Source organism: Mesonia sp. K4-1 (assembly GCF_008017825.1).
GTDB lineage: Bacteria > Bacteroidota > Bacteroidia > Flavobacteriales > Flavobacteriaceae > Mesonia.
Genome location: NZ_VRLS01000044.1, coordinates 1 through 17,357 on the forward strand (window position 1 = coordinate 1; position 17,357 = coordinate 17,357).

Below are 17,357 nucleotides of genomic sequence, written 5' to 3' on the forward strand. Positions count from 1 at the left end.
AATAGCTTGGTTATCTTAATTTCTATCTTGGTTCTCTTATTTACGTATATAGGGATTAACCAATTGATTTTTAGAGATGATTTTGAACTCAATTTATTGAATTCATCTCTCTTACCTATTCCCGAGATGTGGGTTTCTCTATTGTCATGGTTCATTCCGTTATTAGAATTGTTAGCCGTTTTTTTATTGCTATGGGTACGTAGTCAGTACATCGGAATCTACTTGGCTATATTTCTATTACTCATGTATACCTGCTATAATTTGGGGATCCTTTATATCGCTCCTTATATTCCTTGTTCTTGCGGCGGAATGCTTGGTTTTCTTTCTTGGCAACAACAATTATGGGTAAGTCTAGGTGGTTTGATGATTGCGATTCTGACATTTTATTTTAACAAAACAGTAAAAAAAGTATAAAAATTTTTGTTGCGCAACAACACAGGAGTAAGCCGAAAACCTGTAGAAAAGAGTAGGCATAATAGAAACATTAAATTTATACATTATGAAAAGTAAATTTTTAATTCCCGTGTTAGCGATGATTTTCGCTACCGGAATGTCGTTCACTACGGCAGAACTAGGTAAAGAACAAGCTGTGGATTATATCCGCGTTGACAACCAATGGATGGCCATTCCTGAAATTGATTGTGGACAAGTGGGGCTAAACAATTGTAGGGTAAAACTTCAAGACGGATCTGTACATCCGATCTATGACATTCAGAATTTGAGCTCACTCAAAAAAACAACGAGTACGGTTCCTTTTCCATTATAATTTTTATTCATCCTTTAAAATGAGAAGAAGCACACTGATCGTGTGCTTCTTTGTTTCTTTATAAAGCTTCATCGCTCATGATCACTTCTATTTTGTTTTTTTCTTTCAAATACTTTTTAGACAGTCTCACTATATCTTCCATCTCGATGTTATCGATAAAGGTTTCATATTTTTCCAAGGGTACCCAAGCTTCTTCATAGCGTAGGTGTTGAAAAAGCAATTCGTGTAACTGCCGATGTTGCTTCAGGTAAGGGACCTTGTACCTTCTTTTGATGCTTTGCTTGGCTTGTTTCAAATATTCCTTGGGGATTTCTCCCGCTCTTAACTCTTTAACTATGAATTGGATTTCCTTTTGGATAGGGTATAATTCTTTTGGATGACAAGCGACTTGAAAATAAAGCCGATAACGTTTTACCTCCGGATCGTACCTCCCATAGCCTCCGAAGTTATATACAGAAAATCCTTTTTCATAGCGTAAACGGTTCAATTGTCGTTGTATAACTTGCCCCAGCACCCTTAATTCCAAGGTCTCTTTCCAAGAATTTTTCCCCTTTTGCTCTTGGTAGTAACTTGCGTCATACATCCCGTTTTCCATGGGTGTATTCGACAGGATTTCTTTTCTAACGGGTCCTGATGCTTTAAAGGTCTTTTGACGAGTTGGGGTACACCTTAATTTTTGTACGGTTGGTTTAATATTCCCCAAGTATCGTTGTAAAAGTGGGATGACGTCTTCTGTTTTAAAATTTCCAGTTATCAAAAATGTCCACTGTTCTGGTTTTCCAAATACGTGTTGGTAGATCTCCAAACTACGTTTTTCTTCAGTTTTACCTATACTCAAAATAGCCTGCTCCCCTTTAAGGTAGCGAAAATTAAAACTAGGGGGGATAGCACTATCTTGTACGACTTTTCGAATAGCATTTCTAAAATCTTCCTGTATGTTTTTCTGAGATTTTCGAGTTTCTAAGGCTTCTTTTTGCCAAGCGTCAAAATCAATATCTTGAGGATTCACAGGTTGAAAATAAAGACTCAGCAGCTGTAATATTTCTTCGGTATGCTTTAAATTACCTTCCGCTTGTAGGCTAGACTCCTTATAATCAATATAGGAGCGACAATTCATAATTTCCGCATAATCCATCAAGCTTTGGATCTCTTTAGCGTTTATACCCCCCACTCCTTGGTGAGTAACAAGATCGGTGGCATTGAGTGCCGAGTAATAATCCGAAGAAGAATAACACGCTGCCCCACGCAAGCTGAATCCTGAGATTTTAATGGATTGCTCCCCTACTCCCGGGGTCGGTTGATACGGCTTTAGGACCACCTGTATCCCATTGCTCAAAACGATTTCTCGGGTTTCCGGAATTGCTGGTGCCTTAGTGGTATAAGCTACCAAGGGAAGTTCTTCTTTTTGAATTTCATTATATAAACTCTTCACCACTTTTGGAGGTTGGTACATGGGTACAGGCCCACGGTAAGCCTCTTCTATCCAAGCTCGAATCTCTTCTTCTGTAAAGTTTAATGCCTTATTGCCTTGAGGAGCAATAATACCTATATCTTTTGGTGGAGAAGATAAAAACTGTTGGAGATAAGCATTCATCTTTTCGATGGAGAGCTCTTGCACCCATTGGTGAAATACTTTTTGTTTATTTGGGAAAAGAACTTCGTTTTTTAACCAATAGTCTCGTAACTCTTCATTCCAATAAAATACCTCCGATTGCAAACTTTCTTTGATATAATCTTCTTTTATCTTTTTCCATTCCTGCTCCTTCACTCCCTGTTCTTTCAATTGCAAAAGGGGGATTGCGATCTGCTGAAAAGCTTCCTTGCTCTTGCTAGGAAAAGTGGTAAAATAAAGAGCCAAAGAAAAAGGGTTCCCCCCATAGCTATAGGTATCTTTATTTTTAGCAGAACCAATAAGGGCTGGGGCATTCGCTTCTTTCAACCGTTGGTGTAACACACGAGACAGTAACTGAAAAGCAATATACCGCTTATAGCCTTCTCGTGTGTGCAAGCTATTGACCAATTCTGGCTGACGAATATACCAATGGTACTCCACCTCTTCTTTTTTTTCGGGATCAAAGCCCTTCTCCCAAACCTGTGTTTTAAATTGTGGGGAGCGTTTCTGTTGTGCACTGTGGATATCGATATGCGGATAAGAAGCTTGAGGCCTAGGGATGTCAGAAAAAGTATCTTGGATAAGTTTCTCGGTTTCTTGCATATCGTTAAGATTCCCTACCACGACGATCGCCATCAAATCGGGTCGGTACCAGTCTTTGTAGAAACGCCTTAACTCCTTGTGGGAAAAGTTTTGGATGTGGTGGGATAACCGGTCATACGATTGGCGAAAAGGAAATAGTTGTGCTTCCAAATTGCGCTCCGCCTTATAGTAATCTTGGTAATCTTGGTTCCCAGAGATCAATTCTTGCCATACGGAACCTTTCTCTTGATTGATATGCTCGCTGGTCAGCGGTAACCGCATCGCAATATCTTTAAACCAAGCCAATCCTGTCTGAAATGCTTTGGGATGATTGGGTGGGGCATCAAATAAATAACGGGTATGCAGGTTGGAGGTGGTTCCCCCTATATCCCGAAAGTTCATCCCCAATCGGTCTAAAAAAGCTTCATCTTTGATACTGGTGGGCGTGTGGAGAGTGGGCTTAAAGGCCAAATGTTCTATTAAATGTGACATTTGCTGTTGCAAGGAGTCCTCGTGATCAAAACCAGCTTTTATATAGAGACGCATGGTGGTTTTAGCCACAGGGTTCTCCACATCTTTTATAAAATATTGAAAGCCGTTAGGCAGGGTACCAGAACGAAGGGACTCGATCTCTTTTATTCCTTCTTGAGCTTGAACTATGGAACTGATAAAAAGGAGGACCCAGATCAAACCGGGTAGTCTTTTCTTTAATTGTATCATCTTATCTGTTTTTTATACCTCGTTTAATATCCAGGATTCTGGTAAAGGTTTGGGTTACTTAAAAGTTCCTCAGCAGGGATAGGATATTTTTTATCGGTGGCTTCCCAGTCTGGACTTGCGGGTGCCAATGCGCCTTGTGCCCGATCCGTTCTTTTTAGGTCTAGCCAACGGTGCCCCCATTCCGTAAAGAGTTCTTTTCGGCGTTCGATAAAAAGCTCTTCCAGTAAAGCTTCTTGGCTAATTCCCGGGTTGGATACCGATAATAAAGGGAGTCCTGCCCTAGCTTTGATGTGATCGAGGTCAGCGATCCCACCCGTCAGGTTATTTTGCCTTATTCTAGCTTCCGAGCGAATCAAGTATTGTTCTGCCAAACGCAAGACCATGGAATATTCAGCAGCTTCCCCTGTTGCGTTTTGAATTTTGTATTTGTAAGCGTGATGTACCCCGAGACCTTCGTGGTAGCCTATCCAATTTATCTTTCTCAGGTCTTGGGCTTCCATACTGTTCACCAAGCCTTCCGAAAGTTTTACATAAGACAAAGAAGGAAGGATAGGATTGATGATAAATACCGAACCTTCATTGGTATGGGTGGTCATGGTTCCCGCTCCTAGGGGAGAAAGTTGCCAAATGGCTTCTTGGCTATTGGCTAGGAACACCTCGTTAAGATCGGTGGACAGGCTGTAGGTTCCGCTTGCAGCGATAACCTCTGTGCTGTACTGTTCGGCTAATTCCCAGTTTTCTAAATAGAGGTGTACCCTTGCCAATAAAGCTTTGGCCGTATAGGCATTGATTTGTGTTCGTTCTCCAGTGAGATAAGAACCTCCCAGTTGGCTGGTTGCCACCACTAGATCGGCCAAGATCTGTTCTTCGATGGCTGCGGTTGAACTGACTTCGATTGTGGTGTTATGCTCATAATCGGTGGTCAGTACCAAAGGCACCTCCCCATATAAATTCCGTAAATAGAAATAGGTAAAAGCCCGAACAAATTTGGCTTCCCCTTCCAAACGTTGAGCTGTTTCGGGTGTAATTTTGGTGGAGTTTTCCAGTCCATCCAATAAAGAGTTGACCATATAGATCATATTATAGGCACTCCCCCACAGGGTTTCGTTATAAGGGTTATCGGGTTGTAAATTATGCTGCTGAAATTGCAACAAATCCAAGGTCGTGGTGTTGATCAATTCCAAGTTATCGGAAGACAATCCCCCTAACACAGTAGTGCTTCCCAACCAGCCAGCACTAAAGCCGGCTTGGTAGAGTTGGTTGTATATGCCCTGCATGGCAGCTTTTGCAGTTTCTTCCGTGTCAAACACTTCACTGCTCACCAGTTTATGATCGGGTTCTTCAATGTCTAGCCAGTCTTGGCAAGAAGTAAGGAACAATAACATCACTATGATGCCCAGTCCTTGTATATATTTCTTATTTTTCATCTGTTTTCTTTTTAAAAATTAACTTGTAGTCCTGTGGTAAAAGTGCGCAAACCTGAAAAAGCAAGCCCGCCTATGGGCGTATCGGGATCCATCCCCCGATAATCGGTGAGCGTCCACAGGTTTTGTCCGGTCATAAAAAACTTTGCCTGACTAATACCCAAAGCACTTATCCAATCCGCGGGAAGGCTATAACTTAGGTTGAGCGTTTTCAATCGGATAAAAGAGGCGTCTTCGATTACTAGATCTGATTCCACCACCCGTGAATAAGCTAAAGAAGCTTCTGGAGTCTGGGATATTTGATGATCGGTAGTAGAAGTACTGCTAAATTCTTGGAGTTGATTTTCAGGGAAACCTGAATTAAATAAGGAAGTGAAGCTTCCTTCCTGTTTAACAAATTGAACTAAAAACTGCAAGGAAATTCCTTTATAGCTAAGACTATTATTGATGCCCCCAAAATACTCCCGGGTGCGGTCCTGGATAACCACCTGGTCTTCTTGGTTCAGCACTCCGTCTTCGTTTTGATCCTTAACGCTATAATAACCTGTCTCGGGATCTATTCCCGTATATTCATATAAGAGAGCAATGTTTAAAGGATGCCCTTCTCGATAGGTGTTGGCATAGGGAGATTGTTCTAGCCCCGGGTAACGGATGAGTTCATTTTTGGGAAAACTGATGTTAAAGGAAGTCTGCCAATGAAAGTTTCCTTTGCGGATATTATCACTAGAAAACTCCACTTCCCAGCCCCTATTTTCTACCGTAGCAGCTAAGTTGGCCTGTACACTATTAAAACCGGTAGTCGCTGGCAAAGGATAGCCCACCAATTGGTTGGAAGAACGGTTACGGTAAGCACTTGCCCCTAAACTAATTCTATCTTTTAGAAAGCCCAACTGTAGGGCGATTTCTCCTTTTTTGTTTACCTCCCAAGAATATTGGGGATTGGCCAAAGCCGTGGGATAGAGACCGCCCGGTCCTTGGGTGGCTTCATAGGCGTCTAAATAGCCATAATCTGGAATCTGATCGCTCCCCGTGGTTCCATAACTCCCACGAAATTTCCCAAAAGATAACCACTCCATATTTTCTTCAAAAAAAGCTGCTTCGGTAAAAATCCATGCAGCTCCTATGGCTCCGAAATTAGCAAAGCGGTTCCCTTGGGCAAAACGGGAAGAACCGTCCCTTCTCCCCGTAAGGTTCAGGTAGTATTTTTGATCCCAGTCCAGTCCCAACCTTGCAAATACCGCTTGGTAACGGTATTGTGTATTTCTAGCTACCCCATTGATCAAGCTTTCTGCGGCACCTAGATTCCCAATTAAAGCTTCGGCCACATAATTTTCACCTTGCACGCTAAAGGTATCGTATTGGTTTTCTTGCAGGGTACTTCCTACTAAAGCATTCAAGTTTAGCTTTCCCCATTGGTGTTGGTAGTTCAATTGAGGTTCTATAATCCACGATTGGCGTTGACTTTGGGTGTTCAATGACCGGTGCAGGGGCATTCCTGCAGGATTATACGAGCGCTGAGGCATTTTTACGACCTCATCGCTATTGAAATCGGTAAAACCAAAGTTGGTTTTGACTTCCAATCCCTCGGCGATCTCATAAGAAAGATTGAGGCTCGTGATTAAATTGTGAGTTGTGGTGGTACTGGTATTGAATATCCCTTCTAAGGGATTATTAAGTCCGGCTTCTCCCCACTCCTCCCAATTGAGGCTACCGTCTTCTAAATATAGTGCCGGGGCATTGGGAGAAAGTGTAAAGGCGTTAGTATTAAAGTCCACCCCATCGCCCAAAAGTTCGTTTTGGTCTACTCCATAATTGATCGCAAGACCCAGTTGAAATTTTTCATCCTTGGAACGATGATCCAAGTGTGCACCTCCCGTAATCTTTTGGTATTGTAAATCTGCTGGATAAATGGTTTCTTGTTGGTGAAAAGCGCCGTTCAACCGAAAGTGCGTTCGGTCATTTCCGCCTTGAGCGGAAATATTGACATCGGTAATGTTGGCCGTACTCCCCAAAAATTCCTCCTGCCAATCGGTTTCTTGGGTTTGATCCCATAACAATAGATCGTAGGCATTAAATTCATCGGGTTCTACCCCATCGTTGGTAAATGCCTGTCTTCTTATGTTGAGGTACTGTTGGGTATTTAGAAGGTCTAACTTGTTGGGTACGGTGGAAATTCCGCTATAAAGTCGCGCTTGAATTCCTTTTTGTCCCTCCCCCTTTTTGGTGGTGATCAAAATAACACCATTAGCTCCCCTAGAACCATATATCGCCGTGGCATCGGCATCTTTGAGTACTTCGATGCTTTCAATATTACTGAGGTTCATCGTACTTAAGGGATCGATCCCTGCAAAACTCAGACTCGTATTGCTTTCCACGGGAGTCGAATTGATGGGCACGCCATCGATAATGTACAATGGGTAGTTCCCTTCGGTTCGTAAACTATTTTGTCCGCGGATGCGAATGGTAGGTGCTGCCCCCGGGGTATCGGTTCCTGAACTGATCTCTACTCCTGCCATTCTTCCTTGCAGGGCTTGTAGCGGACTTACCAGAGGTTGCAGCTCGATCTCCTCGGCAGTAATTTTAGCAATATTCCCCGTACGTTCACGGTCTTTTACTTGGTAATACCCCGCATTAATCACCAAATCGCCTAAAGAGTTTTCGTTTTCTTGGAGCTGTATATTAATTTGCGTTTGTTCCCCTACGGCTACTGTTTGCGGAGCGTAGCCCATATAGGTAAACACCAAGGTGTCTTGCACGCTAGCCACCACTTGGTATTCCCCATCAAAATTAGAGGTGGTTCCCCGTTGCGTACCTTGTATTTGAATGTTGACCCCGGGAATAGGTAAATCTTGGGGACCGGTAACCTGCCCCTTGATGATTTGTTGGCAAAACCCGCTTAAGGGAAATACTCCTAATAAAAAAAGAGTTGCCCTTAACAGGTGCTGCCTGTAAGAAAATTTCATAAATTTGTTGTGTTATTAGTTAATACGTTTTAGTTAATAATGGCCTTCTCCTGTACCGTGTAAAGTTTGGAGGGGGCTTTTTTGTTTTAATTTTTAATTTTTAGCTTCTAGCCTTTAGCTATTAGCCTTTAGCATTCAACGTTTGCTGTCATACTGAACCTGTACGTACGTCATGCTGAACTCGTTTCAGCATCGCATCCAGTTTAACGTCATGCTGAACCTGCCCGAATTAAATAATCATTTAGGCGGGCTTGACTCAGTATCTCATCCTGTATAATCCAGTAAACAATGTCAGTTCGAGTAATCACCGAAATGCAATTGAGGGGATTGTATCGAGAACCAGTCCTGTGTCCCTAAACACTGTTCGACCTTCTTGTCATTTCAACCAAAGTCGAAAAACCTTTCATTTATTTGTTGTTTTATCCCATAGGCATTTAGTTATTAAGTTGGACTTGATACAATTGCGAAACTCTTAGAAAAGAAAAAAGAAATGCTTTGAAAATGTAGAAGAGAAAAGCCAAATACAAAAAGGCGTGGATACTCAACTTATCGATCTAAGGTACTGGTATACCACGCACAATAAGTGAGCCCACGCCCGGGTCGTGAGCACTAACACTTATCATTCCGTGCAATAAAAATTACCAGTTTTTAGATCGGAATTCAAAGCGAATGCTTCTAATATTTTACTTAAAGAAGTATCGCAAATATAATATTATGAATCAAATATAATAAAAATATTTAAAATACAGGATTATAGTCCTTAGTTATTTATTTCTTTTTTGGCTCAATTTGTATATGCACGAATCATTAGAGAAAATAGAACTTCATATAATAAGTAAAGTCCGAGAATTGAGGCTTAATAAAGGTATTAGTCAAACTAATTTATCACACTCAATTGGAAAAGGCACTACCTTTGTTTCTGACATAGAAGCGCCTTCTAAAAAAGCTAAGTATAATGTTATTCATTTAAACCTGATAGCAAAAGCTTTAGATTGCTCTCCAAAAGATTTCTGGCCAGAAAAGCCTTTGTAAAGATTTTATTTGAATGAATTTGAAAGGCTTTATGAAATGATTTTTGCTTTAGAATATAAATTTATTTACCGCATATAGTGCAAAACGTCTTTTTGTTTGCAAATGAGAATCTATATAAGTGCCTTGTTTAAAAGTAAAGCTATGTTGTACTTTCTTAGCTAAAAACTTAAACTCCTATAAAGTAATATGGCTTTTTATAAAAAAGACCCTTAGATTGGTCTTTATCTGATTTTATATTTTATAAAATGCCTAGCTTTGTACAACTTGAATTAGCAAATATTAAATTCGTATTTTACGATAATCTAAAAAGATCACACAAAAGACTAATGAACAGACAAAAAACAATAGATTTAATTGGTTTAAACAAAGCCATTTCTACTACTTCGAAAGACAAGAAGCTGTCCGAAAGTAAATCTATTGTATTGAACCAAGCAAAAGAGTTTGGCATAGATGCAGTTTATTTTAATACGGATGAAAACGACAATAGTTTTCCTGCTATATTTTTAAAAAAAATAAACTCATTTGATATAGATTCATTAGAAGAAATTGCAAGCACACACAAAAAAGCTTGGAACTTCAAAAAAGTGCTTTTTCTGTATGTTTACTCTGAAACAGAAATTCGTATTTATAACTGTTCTGAAAAACCTATAATTGTCACCAAAGATAGTTTCGATTATGATAAAGAATTACAGAACGTTGAGATAAAGTCTTATCAGTTTTCTGACAAAGAACAAATCCAAGAGCTTAATCAACTTTTTTCAACTATTGCCATTGATACAGGGATTATCTGGACTTTGGAAGAGGCTCAGTTTATCAGAGATAAAATAAATCTACAACGTAGAGTAGACAAGTATCTTGTAGATAGCTTAGTTAACACAGCTAATCAACTTCAAGATCAAGGTCTTGAAATTAATTTTATTCATAAAATAATTCTTCGTTCATTGTTTCTATTATATCTGCAAGATAGAGGTGCTACTGATGGAAAATTTTATTCTAAAATTAAAGAGGGAGCAAAATCTTATTTTGATATTCTGAATGACGTAAATACAACTTATGAATTATTCAATAGATTAGAAGAACATTTCAATGGTAACGTTTTTACTTTAGAAGATGGAGAAAACATATCCATCAATCAACTTCAATTAATTAAAAAATGTTTTATTAGTGGTAATGATAACACACCACAAATAAATCTATTTAAGGATTGGAGGCTGTTTGATTTTAGTATTCTACAAATAGAATTGCTAAGTGAAATCTATGAAAACTTTTTATTTAAAACTGACCCTGAATTAAAGAAGAAAACAGGTACATATTACACACCACCATCTTTAGTTGAATTTATTTTAAATGAGAAACTTCCTGTTAATAAAGGTGAAAAAAATTACGATATAAAAATTTTAGACCCTTCCTGTGGTTCTGGAATTTTTTTAGTAGAAAGTTTTAAACGATTAGTAAAGCGCTATGAAAATTCTCATAATGAAAAATTAACTGACTTTAATAAATTAAAAAAACTACTTACAGATAATATTTTTGGTATTGAATTGCATCCACAAGCAATTAAAGTTGCTGCCTTTAGTTTATACTTAGCTTTAGTAGATAAGCTGAACCCTAAAAATATTTGGCAAAATAAAAATCATAGCTTACCAAATCTTATAAATAACCCAGAAGATAAATCATTAAAAACACAAGGCTCAAATTTATTCTGTAGAGATACTATTTCGGAAAATAAAGAAATAGAAAACATAGAATTTAATCTGGTAGTCGGAAATCCACCGTTTGGAACTACGGGCTTGCTTGAATCTGTAAAAAGCTATTGTAAACAAGAAGGTTTTGCTCAAGAAATGGTTTTACCATTTTTACACAAATCCACAAAGTTTGCGCCAAATGGGGAAGTAGCATTAATATTTAACACCAAAGTTTTAACTAATACGGGAGGGACTTATCAAAACTTTAGAGACTGGTTATTTAATAAAAATTATGTAGAAAAAGTATATAATTTTTCAATACTTCGTAATGCTAAGAAAAACTTTGGAGGTCAATTATTTGGAGATGCAACAGGACCTATAAGTATTGTTTACTATCAAAAAGAGCAACCTATAAATCCTTCCGATAAAATCGCATACTATGCACCTAAAACTTATATCAAGTCAAATATCATTGAAGGTTTAAACATCGATTTCACAGATTTAAAACATCTTCCGAGAGAAGAATGTCAAAAACCTGACACCAAAATATGGAAGGTTGCAATGTGGGGAGGAAATCAAGATATAAAAATAGTAAGTAAGCTTTTAGAATCTGAAATCAATGTTAAATCATTTCTAAATAAAAATAACATCGATTATGGAGTGGGATTACAGCCCATAAATAAATCAACAACAAAGCCAATTATTGACAATGAAATATCTAATCTTCAATTTATCAGACCTGAAAAAATTGAAAGATTCTATACTGATAAAAGCAAGTATTCAAGTATCAATTCATTGCTTAAAAACAAAGAGACAATTGAAACTTATTTGAAATATTATTCTGTAGATAATATTCAGGATTTACCAAAAATAAATGTTTTCAGAAGAATAACAGGAAAGAATATTTATGAAGGCCCTATGCTATTAACAAAAGAGGGTTTAAAAGATAATCAACTTTGTTTTAGTTATTTAGACCATAGTGTAGCATATAACAGTACTGTTTTAGGTTTTAAATCAAGAGATAAGAGTCAACTTAGATTCCTTTCTTGCCTTTTAAATTCTGAATTAGCCACCTATTTTTTATTATTAATATCTAATTCTTGGGGAATTGAAAGAGAAAGAATTAAACCTAATGAAGTCTATGAATTTCCTATTGTAAATAATCAAGTTATTTTTAATAAATTGATTACCATTCACAAAAAAATAGAATCTAAAATAAAGACCACTATTTTAGAAGTGGATTATAGTAAACTAGAGGAAGATATTAATAATATGATTTATCAATTATATAATATTGATTCAAGTGAAAAACAATCAATTAAAGATTTTATAAAATTTTCAGCAAATTTATTTCATAAACAGGAAAAATCAAGCACATTACTTCCTGCTCTTCAAAAACAAGTAAATGTGTTTAGCTCATTAATTACTAATGAAATAAATAGTTTTCTTGATAAGCAAGGTTTATTCGCAAATGCTACAATTTTTAATTCTATCAATAGATTTAGTCCTTTAATGATGATTAAAATTTCTTTTAGCGAAAAGAAAAACGAAACTTTTCAATCAGAAGATTTTATTGATGAGGAATTAAAAAAGCTCGATAAACACTTATGGGAAGAAAAAGCCACTAATATCTTTTTTAGGAAAAAACTTAATTATAAAACAGGGAATGATATTTATATTATTAGACCAAATCAACAAAGATTTTGGTCGCAATCGATGGCGTTAGAAGATGCTTCTGACTTAATTCTTGAAATTTTAAACGAGAATTAATTATGGCATTAAATTCCGATATCTTCCAAAAATTTAGAAGTGCATTTGAGGATAAATGTTTTACCTTAATTGTTGAAGCTTATCAGTTTTCTTTAACAGAAAAAGCTCTTTTACTAAATTTAGATGAAAATGATATTACACAAGTATTGTTTGAAAGAATAAACACAAATCCTAAAAGGATTGATTTTAAGATATTTGCAACTCGAGAAGAACATTTATCTAAAGATGTAGAAATAAAGAAAGGCTTTGCTGACAAACTACCAAGAGTAGATTTAAAAATGTCTAAAATAACTTCTAACCTTGAATATAATTACTTTTTTGAAGCTAAACGATTAAAAGAGAGTGATTCTAAACTAAAAAGAAGCTACATAGACGAAGGTATGAATAGGTTTACTTCCAAAAAATATCCTTCTGGCTGTATGTTAGGATTCTTACTTCAAGGTAATGTAAACAAAACTGTAAAAGGCATAAATAAATTGCTAATTAAAGACAAACGAAATACTCAAGCTCTGAATTCGAAAAAGAATAACTTTCATAAAGATTATTTTGAATCCAACCATATTGAAATTGGAGTTTTAAAACATTTGATATTTGATTTCACCAATATGCAAAATTAACTTCAAATATTATCATTAATTATATCTTCATATAGCTTTTTTATTTTTAAAGGAAATTTTCTAACAATTTCATCTTCATCTTTTTCTGAATTAATATCATCTTCAATTATAATCTTAATAATACTTGCTATTAAGTACCAAGCCTTATTTTGATTTTTGAATTCCATTATCTCTTTTCCTGTAAATGGTAAAGCGGTAAATTTATTTAAAGACCAAGCAAGCTCTTCACCTGATTCAGATTTAAAATTATATTTACGACTCCAATCAATATAATCTAAAATTATAGGAATTACTTTTACTTTTCCATCTCTCTCATAGCGTTTAAAAGTATGTTTAACTTCATATTTGTGGATATATGGAGTAGACATAAATTTTGGGCTAATCATAAAACACACTATGTCTGCTTCATCCAACTTTTCCTTAATAGTTAAATCCCAGTCATCTCCTCCCTTTAATTCTGTACAATACCAAGACTCAATAATGCCAGAACTTTGTAAGGTTGAAAGATGTTCGATAAAATTGTTGACTAATTCCTCATCCTGTTTGGAGTAAGAAATAAATAATTTTTTGGTCGGTTTTTTCATACTATCTTCTAACAAATTATTAAAATTATATACACTAATCTGAACACTTTCTTCGTTCAAAAAATCTCTGGCTGTAATATAATTAATTTTATTTTCATAGTTGAAATTCAAATTTTTCAACTCAATAAAATAAACACCATCTAATGTTAACAACTCATTTATTTGTACTCCTTCTTTTTCAATAACTGCTTTTATAATTATAATAAATGTTTTTATAAAATCATCTCCAACGTTACTTTTAAAATTAAAAACATCGATGTAAGCGCATTTATATTTGTAATTTATGTTGAATTTTATAAATACCTTTTGTTTAGTCTTTTTATCCTTAAATATTAATCCATTTTTCCAATAGTAGAAACCTTCATTAGAAACATTTTGCTTATCAAAAACTTCTGAAAATATTGATAAGATTATACTTTTAGGAATGAATCCATTAAATTTAAATCTTCTAAATGGTGTTTTAATGTCAGCTAATAAATCAATTAGTAAATCAGGTTTTTCTGGTAAAAATAAAGGAGCAATATAATTTGAATCTTTTTGTCCTTTAAATAAAATCTTATGATTAACCAGAGTTCTTATAACTTCGTCTTTATGATTAATTTCATTCAGTTCATTTAAATTAATTTTTCCATTATGCTTTTTTGATATTTCGAGTATTTTATAGACTTCAGTTAAAAAATTATTTTGATTAACGATAATCGAACCCTGATAGTTCTCTTTTTGTGAATGATAAATAACTAAACCAATTTCTTTTAGAAATTTGGCAAATAACACAATCTCTTCATCCTTAAAAAGAATATTAGAAATTTCTTTTTCCGATTTATTAAATTTGTTTTTAAGCCAAGTAGATATGAAACTATTGATTTTTTCCCTAAAGATGCTCATGTCAATAATGAAATCATCGCTTTTAAAAATTTTATCCCAATTGTCTTTTACATAACCCCACGTTGCTAATAGAGGTCTATTGTAATTGGAATTTTTCTTAATTATATCTAGATAATTTTCCTTAAATTGCTTTTTACCCTTACTTTCTAAAAGAGAAAGATTAGCAAAGTCATATATATTAGGGTAGTCATTGACTAATTTAAATTGATTTAAGTATCCTTGACTTATTTCTATTTTATTTTGAATAATTAATACATTTCTATTGTCCGCAATCCTACCAATTGAATCAGTAGCATCCAAAACATCAACTGTCCAATTACCTTTTGTAGGTTCTTTAATTTTAGTATTAATTTTCACATCTCTTTCATCCAATAACTGCTCCATTTGTCTTTGTGATTCTGTTAAGGATTTTTTCGCATATATTTTAATAGAATCTAACCAATATTCTAAAGGAAAGACTTGTGTTTTTATGGAGGGTTTAACTCTTTTATCTTCAATTTCTCCTAAATGATTACTATTGTTATCCCACAATAGTAAATAGACGGAATCACTTGAAAAGAAAATCTTATGAGTATCGTGATAATAATCTTGTCCACCAAAATCAAAAAATCTTAATTTTAAAGTTTCATTATTTATTTTGACATTCAGTAATTCCTCTGTAACAAGCCAATGAGTTATTGGAATATTTTTTTTGAACCTCTTCGTTTTTAGATAATTTAATAGAGTTGATTTTCCAGAATTGGAATTTCCGATTAAAATAATTTTAATCTCTTTATTATAATAAGTTTCTAAGTTTAGTACTCCTTCATAATTAAGCTGTCTTAAATAAAGGAAAAAACCTTCATTAGACTGTTCTAATATTTCGTAAGGAGGGATTATATTGGGAGAGTTTTTACTTATTGATATTGCTTTTTTTTCCCAACTTGAATTTCTAATCACAATACCGGTAGTTGAATGAAGTAATAATTTTTCTAAGGGAATCAAATTACTAATTATGTTAGAATGCAAATCGACAGTGGCTAGTTGTGAGCAACCGTTCAAAAAATCAATACTTTCTATTAAATTATTACTTAAATAAATTTCCTTTAAATTTTTCAACTCAACTAATGGAGGAGCTTTGTCAATCTTATTGTTATTAATATGTGCAATTTCTAAATGTTTCAAATTAGTAATTCCAGAGATATCATGAATTTCATTATTACTAATATTTAGAAATTGTAATTTCTTCAATTTGAATAAAGATGAAACATCAATAATCCTCCAATTATTACTTTTGCTGCTATGTTTACTTTTCCAATCACCACTTACAACCAATTTTTCTAAATTTTGAAGTTTAGCAATATCAGATGGTATATTAAAAATATTATTCTTCAAACCTTTATTTTGCGATTCCCGACGTATCCATTTTTTTTCAACCTCATTGTATTCAGCCCATTCATTACTGATAATTAATTCTTTTAAATTCTGCATTTTGAACAATTCTGGAATCAAGCTCAAATCAGTTAATCCCATTCGTCCAATATCCAAAATCTTAGAATTAGATTGATTATTTTCAATGATTTTCTCTTTGGTTGTATTTATTATATTATCAAACCATTCAGTTATTAAAATTTCACCTTTCATTACAATCGCTGTAGGAGGATAAATCAATGGGTTTTCAAATGCATTAATAAAGTTGATCTTTTTTCTTTTTAAGGCTTGATAAAGTGGTGTCAAATCGATAATTTGATTTTGACCAATCATCAGTTCAGTATTAACTGAAATATTTTTTAGGGCTGTTATATCTGTTATCTGATTATGTGATAAATCAAGTAAATCAAAACTTTTAAAATTTTTGAATGCAGAGATGTCAAATATTTTATTTTTACTTACATTAAGATTCTCTATTTTTTTTAGTTTTGATAAATGTGAAATGTTTGATATTTGATTATCAGATATATTTAATGATTTTATTGAGGTTAAATATTTTATGTTAGATATATCTTTTATTCTATTAGAATAAACCCAGAATTCTATCAAGTTGGATAAATCTAAGTTGGGAATTATAGTAATTTGATTATTATCCAAGTATAGATATTCAAGATTTTCTAAGTTTTTTAAACCGCTTATATCCTTTATTTCATTAGAACCTAAATCAAGGTATTTTAATTTCTTAAATTTATTTATTAAATTAACTTTATTTATCCGATTTCCTGAAAGATTCAGATGTGTTAATGTATTAGAAACTTGTAAAAAACCTTCTAAATCACTTATTGTATTGTTCTTAAGGTTTATTTTTAAAATATTTCCATTCGAATCTAAAGAATATTTATTTTCATTTTTATAAAATTCAACTTTGGATATTTCTGTATCATTTTCAATTAATTGAGATAATTCTATATTATAATAATTCTTAATATTTTCAATTATTTGGCTTGTATATTTCATTTAAGTTAGAGTTGCATAGCTTTTCTGTATAGTTAGTTAAGCTACATTACGAATGTAATTTATTTTTTGCATTTTTAGAAGTTGGTTGAATTGATTTTATCCGCTTATGCGGTGTATGTAATTAATTACATTTTTATCAAACTCTAGTATATTGAAGTAAATATACTTCTTCCAAAGATCGTCGAATTTCATTAAGATAATGAATAAAATTATAATTTTCGACAATATCAAAGAGAGGCTAGATTTTGCAGAAATCAATAATAAATTAATTGACTGTTCATTATTTATAA

9 protein-coding genes are annotated in these 17,357 nt (G+C 34.2%); 5 read left to right on the forward strand and 4 right to left on the reverse strand.

Going from position 1 to position 17,357, the window contains the following annotated elements; all coding sequences use genetic code 11:
* Both FT986_RS15905 and FT986_RS07820 read left to right on the forward strand, forming a co-directional pair.
* A partial coding sequence (locus FT986_RS15905) for a MauE/DoxX family redox-associated membrane protein (RefSeq protein ID WP_187248587.1) occupies window positions 1–414 on the forward strand: 414 nt, incomplete at its 5' end.
* 85 nt (window positions 415–499) lie between these two features.
* Window positions 500–766, forward strand: a complete 267-nt coding sequence (locus tag FT986_RS07820) for a DUF6520 family protein (RefSeq protein ID WP_147864600.1) — start codon at window positions 500–502, stop codon at window positions 764–766.
* Between the two features lie 58 nt (window positions 767–824).
* Here the strand turns inward: FT986_RS07820 and FT986_RS07825 are convergent, their stop codons facing one another.
* Genes FT986_RS07825 through FT986_RS07835 form a run of 3 tightly spaced genes read right to left on the reverse strand, consistent with a single transcriptional unit; the run spans window position 825 to window position 8,067 of the window.
* Window positions 825–3,650, reverse strand: a complete 2,826-nt coding sequence (locus tag FT986_RS07825) for a M16 family metallopeptidase (RefSeq protein WP_187248589.1) — start codon at window positions 3,648–3,650, stop codon at window positions 825–827.
* Window positions 3,651–3,703: 53 nt separating this feature from the next.
* A complete protein-coding gene (locus FT986_RS07830) occupies window positions 3,704–5,107 on the reverse strand; it encodes a RagB/SusD family nutrient uptake outer membrane protein (protein ID WP_255505935.1) in 1,404 nt (467 codons plus the stop codon).
* An 11-nt stretch (window positions 5,108–5,118) separates the two neighbouring features.
* Window positions 5,119–8,067 carry a SusC/RagA family TonB-linked outer membrane protein gene (locus tag FT986_RS07835; protein WP_147864602.1) on the reverse strand — a complete coding sequence of 983 codons (2,949 nt, stop codon included), beginning with the start codon at window positions 8,065–8,067 and terminating at the stop codon, window positions 5,119–5,121.
* Window positions 8,068–8,862: 795 nt separating this feature from the next.
* Here FT986_RS07835 and FT986_RS07840 point away from each other — a divergent pair.
* The 3 genes from FT986_RS07840 (at window position 8,863) to FT986_RS07850 (ending at window position 13,171) form a co-directional block, all read left to right on the forward strand.
* Window positions 8,863–9,099 (forward strand): helix-turn-helix domain-containing protein, encoded by a 237-nt coding sequence (locus tag FT986_RS07840; RefSeq protein ID WP_147864603.1) that lies wholly within the window; start codon window positions 8,863–8,865, stop codon window positions 9,097–9,099.
* Window positions 9,100–9,425: 326 nt separating this feature from the next.
* Window positions 9,426–12,554, forward strand: a complete 3,129-nt coding sequence (locus FT986_RS07845; protein ID WP_147864604.1) for a class I SAM-dependent DNA methyltransferase — start codon at window positions 9,426–9,428, stop codon at window positions 12,552–12,554.
* 2 nt (window positions 12,555–12,556) lie between these two features.
* Window positions 12,557–13,171, forward strand: a complete 615-nt coding sequence (locus FT986_RS07850) for a hypothetical protein (protein WP_147864605.1) — start codon at window positions 12,557–12,559, stop codon at window positions 13,169–13,171.
* A 2-nt stretch (window positions 13,172–13,173) separates the two neighbouring features.
* On the opposite strand, the gene FT986_RS07855 is transcribed toward FT986_RS07850, so the two are convergent.
* Window positions 13,174–17,067, reverse strand: coding sequence for a leucine-rich repeat domain-containing protein (locus FT986_RS07855; RefSeq protein WP_147864606.1), 3,894 nt, complete (start codon window positions 17,065–17,067; stop codon window positions 13,174–13,176).
* Window positions 17,068–17,357: the final 290 nt, after the last annotated feature.

Excerpts from the sequence above, each read along its gene's own strand:
- FT986_RS07845 (WP_147864604.1), top strand. The coding sequence starts at position 9,426 with ATGAACAGACAAAAAACAATAGATTTAATTGGTTTAAACAAAGCCATT.
- FT986_RS07835 (WP_147864602.1), bottom strand. The coding sequence starts at position 8,067 with ATGAAATTTTCTTACAGGCAGCACCTGTTAAGGGCAACTCTTTTTTTA.
- FT986_RS07855 (WP_147864606.1), bottom strand. The coding sequence starts at position 17,067 with ATGAAATATACAAGCCAAATAATTGAAAATATTAAGAATTATTATAAT.
- FT986_RS07840 (WP_147864603.1), top strand. The coding sequence starts at position 8,863 with ATGCACGAATCATTAGAGAAAATAGAACTTCATATAATAAGTAAAGTC.
- FT986_RS07850 (WP_147864605.1), top strand. The coding sequence starts at position 12,557 with ATGGCATTAAATTCCGATATCTTCCAAAAATTTAGAAGTGCATTTGAG.
- FT986_RS07820 (WP_147864600.1), top strand. The coding sequence starts at position 500 with ATGAAAAGTAAATTTTTAATTCCCGTGTTAGCGATGATTTTCGCTACC.
- FT986_RS07830 (WP_255505935.1), bottom strand. The coding sequence starts at position 5,107 with ATGAAAAATAAGAAATATATACAAGGACTGGGCATCATAGTGATGTTA.